This window comes from Myxococcus sp. AM011 (assembly GCF_013372595.1).
Lineage (GTDB): Bacteria > Myxococcota > Myxococcia > Myxococcales > Myxococcaceae > Myxococcus > Myxococcus eversor.
On record NZ_JABXEM010000044.1, the window covers coordinates 1 to 16,080 of the forward strand.

At 68.4% G+C, this 16,080-nt stretch carries 15 protein-coding genes; 6 read left to right on the forward strand and 9 right to left on the reverse strand.

Annotated features, from left to right (window positions below; genetic code table 11):
* Nucleotides 1–21 precede the first annotated feature (21 nt).
* Nucleotides 22–2,793 (forward strand): DNA mismatch repair protein MutS, encoded by a 2,772-nt coding sequence (gene mutS, locus HUW62_RS11920; protein ID WP_163867190.1) that lies wholly within the window; start codon nucleotides 22–24, stop codon nucleotides 2,791–2,793.
* Nucleotides 2,794–2,826: 33 nt separating this feature from the next.
* Here mutS and HUW62_RS11925 read toward each other — a convergent pair whose 3' ends face one another.
* The 7 genes from HUW62_RS11925 to HUW62_RS11955 are packed head-to-tail and all read right to left on the reverse strand — an operon-like array spanning nucleotide 2,827 to nucleotide 8,762.
* Entirely contained in the window at nucleotides 2,827–3,204 is a 378-nt protein-coding gene (locus tag HUW62_RS11925) for a DUF4150 domain-containing protein (RefSeq protein WP_163867191.1), read from the reverse strand.
* Nucleotides 3,205–3,235: 31 nt separating this feature from the next.
* Nucleotides 3,236–3,808, reverse strand: coding sequence for a hypothetical protein (locus HUW62_RS11930; RefSeq protein ID WP_163867192.1), 573 nt, complete (start codon nucleotides 3,806–3,808; stop codon nucleotides 3,236–3,238).
* 9 nt (nucleotides 3,809–3,817) lie between these two features.
* Entirely contained in the window at nucleotides 3,818–4,804 is a 987-nt protein-coding gene (locus HUW62_RS11935; RefSeq protein ID WP_163867193.1) for an AHH domain-containing protein, read from the reverse strand.
* Between the two features lie 35 nt (nucleotides 4,805–4,839).
* The gene (locus tag HUW62_RS11940) at nucleotides 4,840–5,895 is read right to left on the reverse strand and encodes a hypothetical protein (protein WP_163867194.1); all 1,056 of its coding nucleotides are present in this window, start codon (nucleotides 5,893–5,895) and stop codon (nucleotides 4,840–4,842) included.
* Nucleotides 5,892–6,917 carry a DUF2169 domain-containing protein gene (locus HUW62_RS11945; RefSeq protein WP_176434496.1) on the reverse strand — a complete coding sequence of 342 codons (1,026 nt, stop codon included), beginning with the start codon at nucleotides 6,915–6,917 and terminating at the stop codon, nucleotides 5,892–5,894. Before HUW62_RS11945 ends, HUW62_RS11940 begins: the two co-directional genes overlap by 4 nt.
* Before the next feature lie 25 nt (nucleotides 6,918–6,942).
* Nucleotides 6,943–8,250, reverse strand: coding sequence for a TIGR02270 family protein (locus HUW62_RS11950; protein ID WP_368670391.1), 1,308 nt, complete (start codon nucleotides 8,248–8,250; stop codon nucleotides 6,943–6,945).
* Complete coding sequence (locus HUW62_RS11955) at nucleotides 8,250–8,762, reverse strand: DUF6484 domain-containing protein (protein ID WP_163867197.1); 513 nt, start codon at nucleotides 8,760–8,762, stop codon at nucleotides 8,250–8,252. Before HUW62_RS11955 ends, HUW62_RS11950 begins: the two co-directional genes overlap by 1 nt.
* Nucleotides 8,763–9,085: 323 nt before the next feature.
* Here HUW62_RS11955 and HUW62_RS11960 point away from each other — a divergent pair, with 323 nt between their 5' ends.
* The 4 genes from HUW62_RS11960 (at nucleotide 9,086) to HUW62_RS11975 (ending at nucleotide 13,519) form a co-directional block, all read left to right on the forward strand.
* Nucleotides 9,086–10,108: a DUF3616 domain-containing protein gene (locus HUW62_RS11960; RefSeq protein ID WP_176434498.1), complete on the forward strand. Its 1,023-nt coding sequence runs from the start codon at nucleotides 9,086–9,088 to the stop codon at nucleotides 10,106–10,108.
* 73 nt (nucleotides 10,109–10,181) lie between these two features.
* Nucleotides 10,182–10,841 (forward strand): hypothetical protein, encoded by a 660-nt coding sequence (locus tag HUW62_RS11965; RefSeq protein WP_163867199.1) that lies wholly within the window; start codon nucleotides 10,182–10,184, stop codon nucleotides 10,839–10,841.
* A 57-nt stretch (nucleotides 10,842–10,898) separates the two neighbouring features.
* The gene (locus HUW62_RS11970; RefSeq protein WP_176434499.1) at nucleotides 10,899–11,663 is read left to right on the forward strand and encodes a DUF3592 domain-containing protein; all 765 of its coding nucleotides are present in this window, start codon (nucleotides 10,899–10,901) and stop codon (nucleotides 11,661–11,663) included.
* Nucleotides 11,664–11,749: 86 nt separating this feature from the next.
* Nucleotides 11,750–13,519: an N-acetylmuramoyl-L-alanine amidase gene (locus tag HUW62_RS11975; RefSeq protein ID WP_176434500.1), complete on the forward strand. Its 1,770-nt coding sequence runs from the start codon at nucleotides 11,750–11,752 to the stop codon at nucleotides 13,517–13,519.
* A 4-nt stretch (nucleotides 13,520–13,523) separates the two neighbouring features.
* Here HUW62_RS11975 and HUW62_RS11980 read toward each other — a convergent pair whose 3' ends face one another.
* Both HUW62_RS11980 and HUW62_RS11985 read right to left on the reverse strand, forming a co-directional pair.
* Nucleotides 13,524–14,000 (reverse strand): DUF1772 domain-containing protein, encoded by a 477-nt coding sequence (locus HUW62_RS11980; RefSeq protein ID WP_163867202.1) that lies wholly within the window; start codon nucleotides 13,998–14,000, stop codon nucleotides 13,524–13,526.
* An 18-nt stretch (nucleotides 14,001–14,018) separates the two neighbouring features.
* The gene (locus HUW62_RS11985) at nucleotides 14,019–14,906 is read right to left on the reverse strand and encodes an NAD(P)H-binding protein (protein WP_176434501.1); all 888 of its coding nucleotides are present in this window, start codon (nucleotides 14,904–14,906) and stop codon (nucleotides 14,019–14,021) included.
* Between the two features lie 157 nt (nucleotides 14,907–15,063).
* On the opposite strand from HUW62_RS11985, the gene HUW62_RS11990 reads away from it, so the two are divergent.
* On the forward strand, nucleotides 15,064–16,038 hold the full coding sequence (locus HUW62_RS11990; RefSeq protein WP_176434502.1) for an AraC family transcriptional regulator: 975 nt from the start codon (nucleotides 15,064–15,066) through the stop codon (nucleotides 16,036–16,038).
* Nucleotides 16,039–16,080 lie beyond the last annotated feature (42 nt).

Genomic DNA, 16,080 nt, shown 5'->3' on the forward strand with positions numbered 1-16,080 from the left:
GGGCATGAGAGAAGGGCGGGGATGGCCGTGACGCAGCAGATGAAGGCAGCCAAGGCAGCGGTGGCGGAGCTCCCCGTGGACCCGACGCCCGACGTCGGCCCGGAAGGGGAGAAGGCGAGCGACGGCTCGGGCGCGAGGGAGATCGCGTCCCTGACGCCGATGATGCGCCAGTACCTGGAGGTGAAGGCCCTTCACCCGGACTCGGTGCTCTTCTTCCGGCTCGGGGACTTCTACGAGATGTTCTTCGAGGACGCCGTGCGGGCCTCGGAGATCCTCCAAATCACCCTGACCGCCAGGGCCAAGGGCGCCGACAAGGTGCCCATGTGCGGCATCCCCTATCACTCGTCGCGCCGCTACATCGCTCGCCTCATCGGCGAGGGCCTCAAGGTCGCCATCTGCGAGCAGGTGGAGGAGGCCGGCACCGGGCCCGGCATCGTCCGCCGCGAGGTGACGCGCGTCATCACCCCCGGCATGGTGCTGGACGAGGAGGTGTTGGAGCCACGCGACAGCAACTTCCTGGCCGCCGTGTGCTGGAGCGAGCGCGGGTGGGGCGGGGCGTTGCTGGAGGCGTCCACCGGAGAGTTCCTCGCCATGGAGGCCGCTTCCGCGGAGGAGCTGGCGGAGTCGCTGTCGCGCGTGGAGCCCCGGGAGCTGCTGGTGCCCGCGGGGCAGCGCGATTCCGCGGAGGTCGCTCGGGTGTGCGCGCGGCTGCCTCGCGTGCCCTCCATCGCGGAGAGCGAGGCCGCGGCCTTCGAGCCCGTGCGCGCGGCGGGGTTCCTGCGCACGCACTTCGCGGTGCAGTCGCTGTCCGCCTTCGGGCTGGATGACGCGCCCATGGCCACGAGCGCGGCGGGCGCGGCGCTGCGCTACCTGAAGGACACGCAGAAGACGCCCGCGGCCCACGTGGACCGGCTCAGCCGTCAGGAGCGCTCGGGCAGCCTGCTGATGGACGAGTCCTCGCGCGCCAACCTGGAGGTGCTGCGCTCGCAGCGCGACGGGGGACGCAAGGGCTCGCTGCTCGGCGTGCTGGACCGGACGGTGACGAGCCTGGGCGCGCGCAAGCTGGCGCGCTGGCTGGCGTCCCCTTTGGGCTCGCTGCCGGAGATCCACGCGCGGCTGGACGCGGTGGAGGAGCTGTCCGCGCGCAGCGTGTGGCGCGAGGAGCTGACCGGCATCCTCAAGGAAGTGGCGGACCTGGAGCGATTGACGGGTCGGCTCTCGTTGGGCGCGGGCAACGCGCGGGACCTGCGCGCGCTGGGCCTGTCGCTGGCGCAGCTTCCCCGGCTGGGGGTGGCGCTGGCGCGGTGCCAGACGGCGCTGCTCAAGTCGCTCGCGGGGCCACTGACGGCGCTGCCGGAGCTGGCGGACCTGCTGGCGCGCGCGGTGGTGGACGAGCCTCCCGTGGTGCTGAAGGAAGGCGGCCTCATCCGCCAGGGCTACCACGCGGAGCTGGACACGCTGGTGGAGCTGTCCACGTCCGGCAAGGACATCCTGCTGAAGATCGAGCAGCGGGAGAAGGAGCGGACCGGCATCGGCTCGCTCAAGATCCGCTACAACAAGGTCTTCGGGTACTACCTGGAGGTGACGAAGTCGAACCTGCACCTGGTGCCGGCGGACTACATCCGCAAGCAGACCACGGTGGGGGCGGAGCGCTTCGTCACGCCGGAGTTGAAGGAGCACGAGGAGCTGGTGCTCACCGCGGAGGAGAAGCGGTGCGCGCTGGAGCTCCAGTTGTTCGAGGAGCTTCGGGCGAAGGTCGCCTCGGCGGCCCCGCGCATCCGCTCGGCGGCGGAGGCGGTGGCCGCGGCGGACGCGCTGCTGTCCTTCGCGCGGTGCGCGTCCGAGTATGGCTACACGCGGCCGGAGGTGGACGCGTCGGAGGTGCTGAGCATCACCGCCGGGCGGCATCCGGTGGTGGAGCGCATGCTGGGGGCGGGGGAGTCCTTCGTTCCCAACGACGTGCGGATGGACCCGGAGGACGCGCAGCTGCTGGTCATCACCGGTCCGAACATGGCCGGCAAGAGCACGGTGATGCGGCAGGTGGCGTTGACGGCGCTGATGGCGCAGGCGGGCTCGTTCGTTCCCGCGAAGGCGGCGCGCATCGGCCTGTGTGATCGCATCTTCACGCGCGTGGGCGCGGCGGACAACCTGGCGCGGGGCCAATCCACCTTCATGGTGGAGATGACGGAGACCAGCCACATCCTCCACCACGCCACGCGCAAGAGCCTCATCATCCTGGATGAGATTGGCCGCGGGACGTCGACGTTCGACGGGCTCTCCATCGCGTGGGCGGTGGCGGAGCACCTGCATGACCACGTGAGCGCGCGCACGCTGTTCGCCACGCACTACCACGAGCTGGTGGACCTGGCGCGCGAGCGGACGCGGGTGAAGAACCTGTGCATCGCCGTGAAGGAGCAGGGCGGCAAGGTCATCTTCCTGCGCAAGCTGATTCCCGGAGGAGCCAGCCGCTCCTACGGCATCGAGGTCGCGAAGCTCGCGGGGCTGCCCTCGGAGGTCGTGGGGCGGGCGCGGGAGCTGCTCCAGAACCTGGAGTCAGGGGAGCTGGACGACGCGGGACGTCCCCGCGTGGCGGTGCGGCAGAACCCCAAGCGCGCGACGTCCACGGCGCAGCTCGGCCTGTTCGGAGAACCCGCGCCCGTGGCCCCGGCCGCCCCCGTGCTTCCGGCTTCGCACCAGCAGGCGCTGGAGACGCTCAAGGCGGTGTCCGTCAATACGCTGACGCCGCTGGATGCGCTCAACCTTTTGGCGAAGCTCCAGCGCGAGCTGGAGTAGGGCCCCCGACGTCAGGCGGCATGTTGGGGGCGGTCAGCCCAGGGTGTTCTTCTTGTTGTGAAAGAGCGGGTCGCCGAGGCGACACACGTTCTTGCCTTCGAACTTCACGTCGAAGGAGTACATCATGAACTCACAAGGACCCTTGGTGGCGCTGCTGGCCACGCCACCTCCCGCGGTGCCGGCCTCATCGCCCGACGAGACGCTGTAGGTGGCGCCCTTCACCATGGGCATGTGTCCTTCGATGGTGACGGTCTTGGGGCCATCCGCCGCGTCCGCTGAGCGACCCACGTTGGGGTAGGGAATGGGGACCGGGCCTGCGGGCGACGGTGTCTTGCAGACGTCTGGCAGGACGATGCTCTGTCCCTTGCTTCCGCCATGGGTGACGCCTCGGCCATTGACGAAGGTGGGCACGGGAAGGTCCTTTCTTTCTGGGCGCGAGCCGTCAGGCGCTCACGAACTCGTGGGGCTCCAGGAAGCGAAGATGCGGGAAGGCCTTTGACTCCAGTACGCGCTTGACGTCCTCGCTGACGAGGACCGCGCTGACGTTCTCCGCGAGCCGGAAGAGCTTGAGTCCACGGGGCTTGTCGCCATCAATCGCCAGGTGGTCGATGCTCGCATCGATGAGGGTGGAGCTGTCGGGAGAATGGAAGACGGTCTCCGCGAGGTTCGCGGCCCGCACCAGCCCGATGACGTTGAAGGCCTTGTATCCCCGGTGGATGACGGTTCCATCCTCGCTCTGGATGACGGCGTCATAGACGTCGAGGTTGTCCACACCGGCCTCGAGCAACGCCGCATGGAGCGCATTGCTCATGAGTGAGGCCGCATTGAAGTAATCCAGCAGTTCGCCCTGCTCGGTACCCGTCCTGATTTCGGCGACGATGGGTTGTGCGGGCGGACGCTGGAAGGGTTTACCAGCCCACCAGCGATCTCGAAGCCCCGGGTTCGGCACGGGGTAGATGAGCATCATGTCGTGGCTTCCCGACTCGAGGATGTAGTATTTCGGGGTCGCTTGCATCGTGATGACTCAGAGAATCTGGGTGATGCTGCCTTTGGCTTTGGACCTGGCGAATTTCTTCTGATGAACCATTTCGTCCGCGTATTCCTGGGTGAGGGAGTCCGTATACAATGGGGGGCGCCAGACGGATTTCGTCAGCAGTCCTCGGAGATTCTGGGAGAGCGAATGCAGGCGCGCGGTGAGTCCCAGGGGGGGATCGAACTCATCCACGTCCTTGGCCTTGCTCTTCTTCGCCAGGGGGCATGAATCGTCGGCCATCACCGCCAGGCGCTCGCCGATGGCTTGGAGTATCTCCGTCACCTTTTCCGAGTAGCGCATGTGACGCATGTGGAACTGCCTTCCACCGGAGGCTTCGATGGCGGCAGCGACGTAGGCGGGTTTGAAGGCCTCTGTTTCCTCGCCAATCAACTCATCCTTGCGCTTCTTGAGGTATTTGAGTCCCAGGTCCGCAGGCCATTCATTGCAATTGGAGAGGGCATAAGGGCTTGGCAACCACTCCCCATTCTCCGCTGCGTTGATGTCATAGCCAATGGAGTATCCCGCTTTGATGTAACTCGACATGGATTTCTTGTAGTCCGCGATGCAGTTCTCGTCTCCCATGAACGGAACGACGGAGGTGCCCTTGAGCGACTCGTTTCCTGGGATGAGGTGATGGGGGGCGTACTGGAGCGCGTACTCCTCCTCCTCCTCGTCCTGGCGCTCGTAGGTCTGAATCAGCTTCGGGCGCTTGACGCTTCCATAGGTCGCGACCTCCCCCTTCTTGAACATCAAGGAGACCTTGTTCGCCGCGGGCGGGTGGTTCTTGGCGTCCTTCAATTTCCTGCCCAGCACGCCACCGTCCGTCGGCGCCATGCCTCCCACGGCGTCATCGTCAGGGTTCTGCAGCAACATCTTCTGGGAGTGCGCGTCGCCCTGCTCGTGCCAGGGGCAGGTCTTCTCGTTGTGTAACTCTTCCGAGACGAATTCCGAGACGGCCACCTCTTCACCAATCTCCATGGTCCTCCTCCTTCCGGACTCCCACTGTCGTCGTTCTATGTGGGCAGCATGAGCGCCGCCGCGCGCGCCTCGAGGTCGGAGGTGCTCCAGACCAGGGTGGGGCCCTTCAGGTGTCCGGCGCGCAGGCGCTCCGCGGCCAGCACCAGCATCAACGGCCCCAACGCCGCGCCTGCGTCGCCCACGCAGTCCGCGGGATGTTCGATGCGAAGCGCCTCCGAGAAGCGCTCCGCGTTTCGCAAGTAGGCCACGCCCCACTCCTTGGTCGGCAGGCTCTCTCCGTTGAAGCCAGCGAACACGCAGTGCACCTTGGGGGCGTTGCCCGGCATCCCCGCGAAGAGCGCCTGAAAGGCGTGAGCCAGGCCGTCTCCGAGGTAGGGCTCCTCGGCGTAGCGGTGCCCTCGCTCCGCGCCGACTCCCACGTGGGTGATGCGCGCCACGGGCTCGAGGCCGCAGCGGCGCGCGGCGGCAGGGGTCGACAGGAGCAGGAAGCTCGCGGCCTCTCCTGGAATGAAGCTGTCCGTGCCTCGGGGACGCAGTCTGTCCTCCGAGTCCAGCACGGCCAGTCTCCGGGGATGGTTGAAGGTGTCCAGTCCCCCGACGATGACGGTGGAGGCGTGTCCCGTGGACAGCAGCCGCATCGCGTCTCGCAGGGCCAAGATGCCGCCAGCGCCGCCGTGTCGATAGACCCGACTGTTGGCGATATCGAGCCGCACGCCTGTCTGTCGTGCCAACTGCTCAAGCATCACCCGTGAGGCGGGAAGTTGGATTCCCCACCGGTCCTCGGAGATTGCCAGGAGCAGGGGCGCTGGGCCCGTGAGCCCCACGCATGCTTCGGCGAGCGCGTAAGTGGACAAACGCAACATGCGAATCCAGGTGTTGGAGAGGCGTGTCCCATCGACCTCCAGGGGCGGCAGGTAGCGCTCTGCGAGGAACGACGCCACCTGCCGTTCCAGGACCTGGTTCAGGATGCCTGCCTCCACGAATCGCACGAGCCCCGCTCGGACGGAGGTCTCCGTGGTCGGCACGTCGAGCCCCACCGGGGTGGTGGCTCCCAGTCCCACGACCTCCACGAAGGGGTTGAATCCACTCACGTCCGCACCCCCGTCATGCGCTTCACCGCCACCGTCACCTTTTCGATCTTCAAGGCGCGCTTGTCGCAAGGCACGAAGCCTCGCCACGTCAACGAGAATCGGTGCTTGTCTGGCTCCAGGAGCATCGTTTCAATGTGCAGGCGTGGCTTCTCTTCCTTGCCGGCGATGCGCACCGAGGTCTCCAGGTCCACCTCGGGCAGGTGGAAGCGTTGGACGCCTTCAGGGGCGGCGTTGATCAGCTCCACGGGCTCGCCGCCCTTCAGCCAGGTCGGGTAGATCTGCCCCTCGGGAGCGGCCTGGAAGAAGCGCGTGTCGAAATCTCGTGGGAAGTAGGGCGCGCGGTGCTTCTTCCAGGCTTCGTCATACGTTCCGGCGAGGCCCATGCGCGGCTGCCAGGACGGAGCGACGAAGCCGACGCCATGCGGCGGTGACTTGTCGGACAGGCTGGTGAGGGGGAAGCCGGGATGCTGGAGGTTGGGCAGGGGCGTTCCGTGCATCTCCCTGGCTTCGCGCTGGCCCCGGAAGCCCACGCCCACGGGGTTTCGCATCTCGGCGAGGAAGCTCTGGGGGCCCGTCTGGTGTCGGCCTCCGTAGGCCCGCTCCCACGTCAATGGCACCCGCGTCGTCGGAATGGGCGCGGTGGGAGATGCCCCCAGGAGGCCCGCCTTCCAGGTCCTGTCTCCGTGGACCTGCACCAGCTTCTTGAGCGTGCCCACGGAGAGGGAGACGCCAAAGTCTGTCGTGGGGAGCCCCTTGGGCGCGTGGGCGTCGCCGACGAGGACCACGTCCGTGCCGCGCTTCATGAGATGTGATTCGCCTGCGTACTTGAGGCTGGATTCCCCGGGGGCGCCCCAGTGCTCGTCCACGTGCGCGACGGCCTGTTGGGCCTCCGCGACCCGCAGCCCATTGGAAGTCATCGCGAAGGTCGCCTTGAGGACCACATACAGGGTGTCCACGCCCTTCTCGTCCGGAAACAGGTAGAGCGCGGGTACGAAGGGAGTGGCGTTCTTGATTTGCAGCATGGCGGTACTCCCCTGGCGGGCATGCTCATCGCGCGGTGAATCGCTGGCGGCCCTGTCTGGCGCTGGCCATACCGGTAGCGAGGACCTCGGCTTGCCGTTTCGTCCAGGTGCACGTGTCGAAGCGCACGGCGCCCTGGGTCTGGACCGCCAGGTCGAGCGCGAGCTGTCCGCGCCCGCGCATGGGCTCCGTGGCGAGGGCCTTCCACACACCCTCTGGTGAAATGGGCTGGCCACGGAGGTAGCGCGTCTTCGGAGGGAAGCGGTCCTTCTCCTTCATCCACCAGCGGGCGACCGCGGCGGCATCGGGGAGGGGCAGGGTGGCTTCAGGAGAAGGAACGAGGTCCGCGTCCAGGTCGTCCTCCTCGAAAGGGGGGAGGCCGTGCTCCTCGAGCGTGGAGGGTCGTGCGAAGTCGCCTTCCAGCCGCAGCCCTGTCACGCGCGAGAATGCTTCGCCCGCGAGGCGAGCGGTCCTCTCGTGCTTCATGGCCTCCAGACAGAGCTCCGCGGCGTGGCGCCAGCCGGAGTGGCCCAGCGCCCACAGGGCCGCTGATTCCAAACCGGGGATGGCCAGCGCGGCGGCCATCCGCGCGACGTCTTCGGCCTGCCCCGCCGCCGCCAGCACCGCCAGGGCCCGCGCGGCTTCGGGGGCCGTGCTGTCGAGGGGCCGCCGGAGGGCTTGGAGCGCGGCGGGATATCCCAGGACCAACGCCGTCTGCCCGGCGGCGATGCGCACGTCGGGGCTTTGCGAACCGAGGGCTGACTCCAGCAGGGTGCGCACCGTTGGCGTGTCATCGCGGACCGCCTTCAGGGCCGCTGCCTTGAGTTCGGAAGACTCGCTCCGCAGCAGCGGCAACAGGGTCTCGGACCCGAGCGCTTCGCCACGAAGGCACAGGACACGGATGGCCTCTGCCTGAAGGCGGGGGTGCGCGTGGAACTCGCGGCTTCGAAGGAGGCCAGGGATGCCTTCGTGGCGTGCCAGGCTCAGTGCCCTGGAGATGGCGACCCTGCGCGGACCGGGCTCGTCCTCGAAGAACGGGAGGACCCAGTCCAGGGGCGCACCCGTTGCCAGCAGTGCGAGGGCCGCGACGAAGACCTCCTCGGACCTGTCGCTCTCCAACCAGGGCATCAGGATGCGCTCAGGGGCTTCCGGGCCCGCACAGGCCAATCCGTCCAGATGGGCCCTCAAACGCGTCTCGGGTCCCTGAGCCACCTCGTGCAAGCAATAGTCAGGGGAGCGGCAGGCCCTCTGCCACTGATTGGCGAGGAAGGCCGCCTCCTCGAGGTGCTCCTCCATGATGTCCCACATGACGGGGCACCGGCGCGGAGCCGCCATCAATTCACCTTCACCGCGGCGCCTTTGATTCGTTGAACGCCCGAGGAGTGCGATTCGATGTGGGTGCCACGAATGACGACACGTCCATTCCGACGCAGGGTGATGCTGGCTTCACCGCAGAGCAGCACGATTTCGTCCTGTCCTTCCAGGACGATGCGCTGGCCATCCACGCTGGCGGTGACGGGCAGCGCTGGGGCCTTGGCTTCCACGGCGCGAAGGAGCCCCTTCCTCGGCTCGAGCAGTCCCATCAGGATGGGTCGGTCTGGCTGCCCTCCCTCGAAGGAGAGGAGGACCTCCGTCTGGACTGGCACCTCCTCCAGGTGGGTCGTGCTCGCGCCCGCGAGCACTCGAGCGGGAACCGGCCCGGAGGGGTTCCCCTCGAAGTCCACCAGCGGAAGGCCCTCCTCGGACATTCCCGTGAGGCGTCCCAGGTGAGGGGTCGAAAAGAGTGTCGAAGACGGGCGCAGGATGACGACTTCCGCGGGGGATGCGGACGTGCTTCGACGCTTCATTCCGGGGGGCCTCCAGGCGTCAATGAATCACCAGTGCAACGCGTGAACTGATGGAACCGTGCGACAGCTCATGGAGTTCACCCCAGGTGGAGTAACGATTCCAGCAAAAACATGTCCGACGGAATGTTTTCTGGGTGTCGGAGCGGACCCGTCGAGCCCAAAAGGGCAGACAGGGGGCACTGTCTGCTCAATCGCCAGCGCGCTTTCCCGCGCGCTGCTGTGATTATTTTCCAGGTGCGTTGTGGGGCGCGGGCGTCTGGCAACCCACATTTCGGGCGGGAGGACTTCCCGGAGGCGGGGTGAGTGATGAGATCTGGGGGTCTATGAGGCTGGCCTCCATCATCGTGGGAATCGGTATCGCGGGCTGTGCGGCCCGGGGCGTCCAGGCGGGGCCGGAGAGCGTTCCGGCCGAAGGGGGCTCCGGTCGCGACGTCCTCGTCTTCGAGGGCATGTGTGACGCCTCCGGCGCGGTGGCGCTCGGTGGCTCGTTGTTCGTGGTGGGTGACGACGAGGACAACATCCTCCGCGTCTACGACGCCCGGCGCGGCGGTCCTCCCGTGCGCGGCGTGGACCTGTCCCCGGAACTGGAGCTGCCAGCCCACAAGAAGAAGGCCCCGGAGGCGGACATCGAGGCGGCCACGGGCCTGGGCGCGTACTCCTTCTGGCTCACCTCGCATGGACGCGACAGCGCCGGGAAGAAGGCGCCCAGCCGGCTGCGCTTCTTCGCCACCGAGGAGACACAAGGCCTGCCCCAACTCGTGGGACGGCCCTACACGCGACTGCTGGATGACCTGCTCGCGGCGCCGCGGCTCGGCGCGTTCCGCCTCGCGGATGCCGAGGGCCTGGCCCCCAAGGCGCCCGGTGGACTCAACATCGAGGGCATGACGGCGATGGCGGATGGCGCGTCCATCCTCATCGGCTTCCGCAGTCCCGTGCCCCAGGGGAAGGCGCTGCTCGTCCCGGTCCTCAATCCGAAGGAGATGGTGCTGGAGGGCGCCTCCGCGCGCGTGGGCGAGCCCCGACTGGTGGACCTGGGGGGCATGGGCATCCGCTCCCTCTCGTGGTGGCACGGCCGCTACCTCATCATCAGTGGCGGCACGGACGGCGGAGGCACCTCGCACCTGTTCACCTGGGCCGGCGGAGACGATGCGCCCGTCCTCGCGAGCGACGTGGACCTGAAGGGCTTCAACCCGGAGGCGTTCTTCACGCCCGAGGACGCGGAGGAGATTCTGCTGCTCAGCGATGACGGCTCGATGCCGCTCGACGGGGTGGTGTGCAAGAAGCTCAAGGACCCCTCGCGCAAGCGCTTCCGCGGCGTCTGGGTGCGCCTGCCACAGCAGGGCTGACGAGTGTCCGCCGTCATTGACGGGTCCACGGTGGCCTCGCGAGAATCACCGCTTTTCCGCCGTGGAGTCTTTCGTGAATCGTGTCTCTGGTCTGCTGGCGTTGCTCTGCGTGGGTGTCTCGTCGGCCGCGCTCGCGCAACGCAAGGAGCTCACTCCGGCCACACCGGAGGCGACGTGTGAGCTCACACCCGCGCTGCGCCTCACCATGCTGGGCGGCGGCTCTTTCGACCTGAAGGATCCGGGCCTCTACTACTTCTCGCGCTCGCGCAGCCAGGTGCAGGTGTTCGTCTCCCAGCCGGAGGGCGAGAAGGAGCCTCGGCTCGAAGCCGTGGGCTTCTGGCATTTGAAGTCGGACTGCCTCATCTCCGTCGACGCCAAGGGGGTCCAGTACGGCTCGAAGCTGGACTGCGAGGACGTGGGAATCGAGGCGATGGTGAACGGCTCGGAGGTCACCATCCAGACGCCCGAAAAGGACGTCTTCAAGGTGACCTGGCCGTCGAAGGGAAGCGCCTCGCTGGGCCTGCGCATCACCCTCCTCGCCGACGGCAACTTCCGGCGCGTGTTCGGCAGCCTGTGTGGGGAGTACAAGAATCCCCCCGCCACGGTGCCCGCCAAGGAGGACGAGCTGCGTCAGCTCAAGCGAAACTCGAGGGCGGGCCAGGATTTCAAGGCCCGTGACAGCAGCATCTTCTACAAGCTGGGGGAGGCCCAGAAGCGCGCCCGAGGAGAGTAGCGGCCGACGTGTGGCCCGGCTGGCGGACGCGTCGATCGCGTGTAGGCTGTCGGGCCGATGCAGCTCGCCATTCCGCATGCACCTCGAAAGGTTCGACTGACGCAGGTCCCCGGCGCGATGGGGCGCCTCGCCAGAGACGCCGTGCTCGGGCTGGCCTTCATGGCATTGCTCGGCGCCGGGGCCACCTGGGCGGGTCGCTTCTTCGTGGAGGAGCACGGCTTCAACGCGCGGGCCGAGGAAGTGGACGGGGTGCTGGTGGCCACGCGGCTTCCGCCGACGGACCAGCGCGACGGCGCCGAGGGCTCGCTCGAGGTCCTCTACACCTTCGAGAACGTGGAGCACTCCGTGTCGAACGTCCGCACCTTCGCGGAGTACGCGGAGGGGCTGGGGCACGGCGCGGTGGTGAAGCTGCTGGTGGACCCGGCCGCGCCGGGCCGTCCCCGTGAGGCGACCTTCGCGCGGGCGCGTGCGTCGCGCATGGGGTGGCTGCCCTTCGGACTGGCGCTGGGCGCGCTCGGGGCGGTGGCCATGTTCACCCGCGAGGCCCGGCGGCTGGTGCGCTCGGAGGTGGAGCCCCTGCGACTGGGTGCGTTGGTGTGGCTGACGCCGGATGGGCCGCTGCCGGAGGCTCGGGGGGAAGTGGTGTTCCCCGCGCACTACTTCCGGCAGGACGTGAAGATGGAGGTCCGCGCGCGGGTGCGTCCGGGCCGGGCGCCGGTGCGCAACGGGACGAAGGTGCTCGCGGCGGTGGTGCCCAGGGAGCCCGGCTGGGCCCGGGTCATCGACCAGGACCTGGCGGGAGTGCTGGGCTGGCTGCGTTGAGCGGGTGCGCCGGGGGCTGAAAATTTGCCGGTGACGTGGGGCCGTGTGACACACGCCTGTAGCTCCCAGTTCGCCGGAGGTTCTTCATGTGCCCACGCCTGTTGCTTGTGCTGCCCATGCTGCTGTTGCTCGTCCCGGGCACGGTCGGGGCCGCGAAGCGGGATGAGGCCGAGGCGGCGTACCAGGGGGCCCGGCGCGCCTACTACGCGCTGAAGGACGACGCGTCCCGACGCAAGCTGCGCCACCACTGGCTCAACGTGGTGCACAAGTTCGAGGCGGTGGCCAAGAGCCACCCCAAGTCCGAGCGCGCGCCCGACGCCCTCTTCACCGCGGGAGAGCTGCTCCAGGAGCTGAGCCGCATCTCCTTCGTCGAGGAGGACCTGAAGTCGGCCATCGCGGACTACGACAAGCTGAGCCGCGACTACCCGAAGCACCGGCTGGCGGACGACGCCGCGCTGGCCCTGGCTCGCATCCACGTCCACCGCATGGACCGGCCGGAGGACGCTCGCCGCGTCCTGACGGACATGCTCGCCTCCAACAGCAAGGGTGACCAGGCGAAGGAGATGAAGGCGCTGCTGGCCACGCTCCCGACGCCCAAGGGGGCCCCCGCCGCGCCGGCTCCGTCGCGCGTCAAGCCCACCACGCCCGTCAAGGCGCCCGTGCAGGAGGAGAAGGCCATGGCGGTGGCCAAGGTCGAGCCGTCGTCGGAGCGCCCTGCCTCCGCGCTGGTGGGGGCCATCGAGAAGCTGGCTCGTGAGCCGTCTCCCATCATTCCCCGGCTGGACCCCAGCGCGCCCGTGAGCGGTGAGTCGTCCGGTGAGGGCAGTGGGCTGGACGAAGCGCTCGCCGCCGCGCTGGCCGCGAAGGAGCGCGACGCGAAGGCCCCGTCCATGTCGAAGGTCGAGGTCGCCTCGTCGAAGGTCTCCACGCCGCGCCCGCCGGAGCGTCGCCCGGAGCCCGAGCCCGTCCACGTCGCACAGCAGGTCGTCACCGAGAAGCCCAAGGTCGTCGAGGCGCCGAAGAGCGTCGAGGTCGCGATGTCCACGGTGTCGGAGCCGCCCAAGCCGATCACGCGTCCGGTGGATGACGAGGTGGCGCAGGCGCGGCTCAAGGCGGTGGCGAAGCAGTCGCGCCGCGCGGAGCTGACGCTGGCGGAGCAGCTGGGGCTCAAGGTGCGGCGCGTGGTCATCGACCCGGGACATGGCGGGCACGACGCGGGCGCCATCGGCAAGGAGGGGACGCGCGAGAAGGATGTGGCGCTCTCCATCTCCCTCAAGCTGGCGGACGAGCTGCGCGAGCGCGGGCTGGAGGTCGTCCTGACGCGTGAGGATGACCGGTTCATCCGCCTGGAGGACCGCGCGAAGTTCGCCAACACCGAGCGCGGTGACTTGTTCATCTCCGTCCACTGCAACGCCGCGGCGAGCCGGAAGCTGCGCGGCATCGAGACGTACACGCTCAACACCTCGGCGGACCGCTACTCCATCCGGCTGGCCGCGCGGGAGAACGCGTCGTCCGAGAAGGGCATCAGTGACCTGCAGTTCATCCTGGCGGACCTGGCGACGAAGGCGAACACCGAGGAGTCCTCGCGGCTCGCCAACCAGGTGCAGCGCAGCCTGGTGACGTCCCTGGCGAACAAGTACTCGGACATCAAGGGCCTGGGCCACAAGGAGGCGCTGTTCTACGTGCTGCTCGGCGTGAAGATGCCGGCCATCCTCGTGGAGACCGCGTTCCTGTCGAACCTGGATGAAGAGAAGCGCCTGGCCACGAGCGCCTACCAGACGGACGTGGCGAAGGCGATTGCCCAGGGTGTCGAGGACTTCCTCGGCGACCGCAACCGCGTGGCGAAGGTCGACTGAGGCTTCAGCGGAGCGCGCGCGTGAGGAGCACCGTCGCCGCGAGGCACGCCACCGTCCGCACGTGATTCCACGCCGTCCAGCCTGACGCGTAGCGAGCCCAGGCGACCGCGGCGTCGGCGCTGTCCGGGTTCAGCGTGGCCAGCGCGTCATTGCGCGGCACGTTGAACGCCGCCGTCACCGCGAAGCCCCCGAGGAGGAAGGCCGCCCCTCCCAGGACTCGCGCGAAAGAGACGGGCTCTCTCCAGGTGCCGACGGACAGCACCACCAGCCCCGCGCAGGCCAGCGCGGTGCCGATGAACGCCGCGATGAACAGGCCCGATACCGCCGAGACGTTGATCGCCTGCATCGCGGCGATGCCTCGCGCGGCGGGCAGCTTCGTCAGGCCGCTCATCACGAACGTCGAGAAGGCGAAGAACACGCCCGCCATCAGTCCGCAGCCCAGCACGGCCCCCCACGTCAGGACTCCCAGCACCGTCTCCATTGTCCGTCCCATTTCCAGTCACCGCTCCGTGGCGGCGAGCGCGAGTTCGTCCACGAAATCCTCGAACCGCGTCGGCGTCGTGTTGGCCCCGGTCCGTCCCTCTCGAGGGAGGACCCGTCCTTCGTTGAAGGCGCGCGTCATCTCGACATAGAGCCCGGCGAAGGTCTCGGACATTCCGGCCCGCATCATCGCCTGGGTCATCTCCGTCGGGGCGAGCTGGACGTACTCGAGTCCGGGCTTGCCCAGGCGGGCTCCGAGCAGGCGCGTGGCCTCGCGATAGCTGAGGTCCCTGGGGCCCAGCAGCTCGCGGATGGCGAGGTCCTTCCAGTCCCGGCGCAGCAGCGCCTTCGCCGCGACGTCCGCGATGTCGCGAGACGCAATCATGGGAATCGCGAGGTCCGCGTCCACGGCGTCCGCGTTGACGCCTTGATGCGCGATGACGTGGAGCGCGTCGAAGAAGTTCTCGAAGAAGGACACCGGGCGCAGCAGCAGCACGTTCGCGTCCTTCAGCGTCTTCAGCCGCTCCTCCTGGGCGTGCAGCGTGGCGAGCAGGCCCGTGCCCGAGGGTTGCTCCGCGCCCAGGCTGCTGAGCGCGACGACGTGGCGCACGCCGCTGTCCTGGAGGGCCTGGATGATGGCCTCGCCCTTGCTCCGCTGGTCCGCGTGGTAGTCCGGCGACTCGCGGTCCGCGGGCAGCAGGGTGTAGACGGCGTCGGCGCCGCGAAACGCCTTCGCCAGGAACGCGGCGTCGCTCGGGTCTCCCACGAACACCTCCGCGCCGCGTGCGCGGAGCTCCGCGAGTCTGTCCTCGGAGCGGCCCAGCGCCCGGACCTCCTGCCCGGCCGACAGCAGCAGCTCCACCACCTTCTTGCCCGTGTTCCCCGTCGCTCCCATCACCGTCAACATGTGTTCTCCATGGGGCCTGGGCCCCGGCGGCATTGGCTTGCCTGAAATCCAATATCGAGAGTTGGAGCGAGACTCTCAATGATGAGGAGTCGCTGGTTCATGCTCGTTCGTCCAGGAGTGGCTGGACGAAGGGGAGGGTGGCGCGGATACTGGGGGCATGACGGACCTGATGCCTCCGGTGGACTCGCTCGGCGAGGCACTGCACTTCCTGCGGATGAGCGGCACGTTCTATTGCCGCTCGGAGCTGACGGCGCCGTGGGGGCTGGCGCTTCCGGTGATGAAGGGCAGCCTGATGTTCCATGTGGTGACGTCGGGGCAGTGCTGGCTGGAGGTCGACGGCGCGGAGGACCAGTTGCTCCAACCGGGCACGTTCGCGCTGGTGCCGCATGGTGAGGGGCATCGCTTGTCGAGCGAGCGCGGTGGCCCCACGCGCAAGCTCGAGGAGCTTCCCGAGGAGCTCGTGAGCGAGCGCTACTCCGTCCTCCGTCACGGTGGCGGAGGGGCTCCCACGACGCTCATCTGTGGCGCGGTGCGGCTGGACCATCCGGCGGCCCAGCACCTGGTCTCCCTGTTGCCGAGCCTCATCCGCGTGGAGCCCTCCGGCTCACCGCGCATGGACTGGCTCCAGAGCACGCTGCGCTTCATGGCCGCCGAGGCGAAGGAGCTGCGGCCTGGAGGCGAAACGGTCATCACCCGACTGGCGGATGTGTTGGTGGTGCAGGCGCTCCGGGAGTGGATGGCGCAGGACTCCAGCGCGCGCACGGGCTGGCTGGGAGCGCTTCAAGACGCCGAGCTGGGGCGCGCGCTCGCGCTCATCCACCGCGAGCCGACGAAGCCGTGGACGGTGGCCTCGCTCGCCGCGCGGGTCGCGATGTCCCGCTCCGCGTTCTCCGCGCGCTTCACCCGGCAGGTGGGCGAGCCGCCGATGCACTACCTCGCGCGGTGGAGGATGTACGTCGCGCATACCGCGTTGAAGGAGGAGCGTCCCGGGCTGGGCGAGCTGGCGGCGCGCATGGGCTACCAATCCGAGGCGGCCTTCAGTCGCGCGTTCAAGCGCTTCATGGGCGTGTCACCCGGAGCGGTGCGAAGAGGCGAGGCGAAGTCACCCACCTCCCTGGCCGCGTCCGCGTGACGTCGCGGGGCCCGGGGCAGCGCGGCACGGCCACTTCAGGCA

Bases quoted from the DNA above. Each gene is read 5' to 3' on its own strand.
- HUW62_RS11975 (WP_176434500.1), top strand. From the start codon at position 11,750: ATGTGCCCACGCCTGTTGCTTGTGCTGCCCATGCTGCTGTTGCTCGTC.
- HUW62_RS11930 (WP_163867192.1), bottom strand. From the start codon at position 3,808: ATGCAAGCGACCCCGAAATACTACATCCTCGAGTCGGGAAGCCACGAC.
- HUW62_RS11945 (WP_176434496.1), bottom strand. From the start codon at position 6,917: ATGCTGCAAATCAAGAACGCCACTCCCTTCGTACCCGCGCTCTACCTG.
- HUW62_RS11985 (WP_176434501.1), bottom strand. From the start codon at position 14,906: ATGTTGACGGTGATGGGAGCGACGGGGAACACGGGCAAGAAGGTGGTG.
- HUW62_RS11960 (WP_176434498.1), top strand. From the start codon at position 9,086: ATGAGGCTGGCCTCCATCATCGTGGGAATCGGTATCGCGGGCTGTGCG.
- HUW62_RS11970 (WP_176434499.1), top strand. From the start codon at position 10,899: ATGCAGCTCGCCATTCCGCATGCACCTCGAAAGGTTCGACTGACGCAG.
- HUW62_RS11980 (WP_163867202.1), bottom strand. From the start codon at position 14,000: ATGGAGACGGTGCTGGGAGTCCTGACGTGGGGGGCCGTGCTGGGCTGC.
- HUW62_RS11935 (WP_163867193.1), bottom strand. From the start codon at position 4,804: ATGGAGATTGGTGAAGAGGTGGCCGTCTCGGAATTCGTCTCGGAAGAG.
- HUW62_RS11955 (WP_163867197.1), bottom strand. From the start codon at position 8,762: ATGAAGCGTCGAAGCACGTCCGCATCCCCCGCGGAAGTCGTCATCCTG.
- HUW62_RS11950 (WP_368670391.1), bottom strand. From the start codon at position 8,250: ATGGCGGCTCCGCGCCGGTGCCCCGTCATGTGGGACATCATGGAGGAG.
- mutS (WP_163867190.1), top strand. From the start codon at position 22: ATGGCCGTGACGCAGCAGATGAAGGCAGCCAAGGCAGCGGTGGCGGAG.
- HUW62_RS11990 (WP_176434502.1), top strand. From the start codon at position 15,064: ATGACGGACCTGATGCCTCCGGTGGACTCGCTCGGCGAGGCACTGCAC.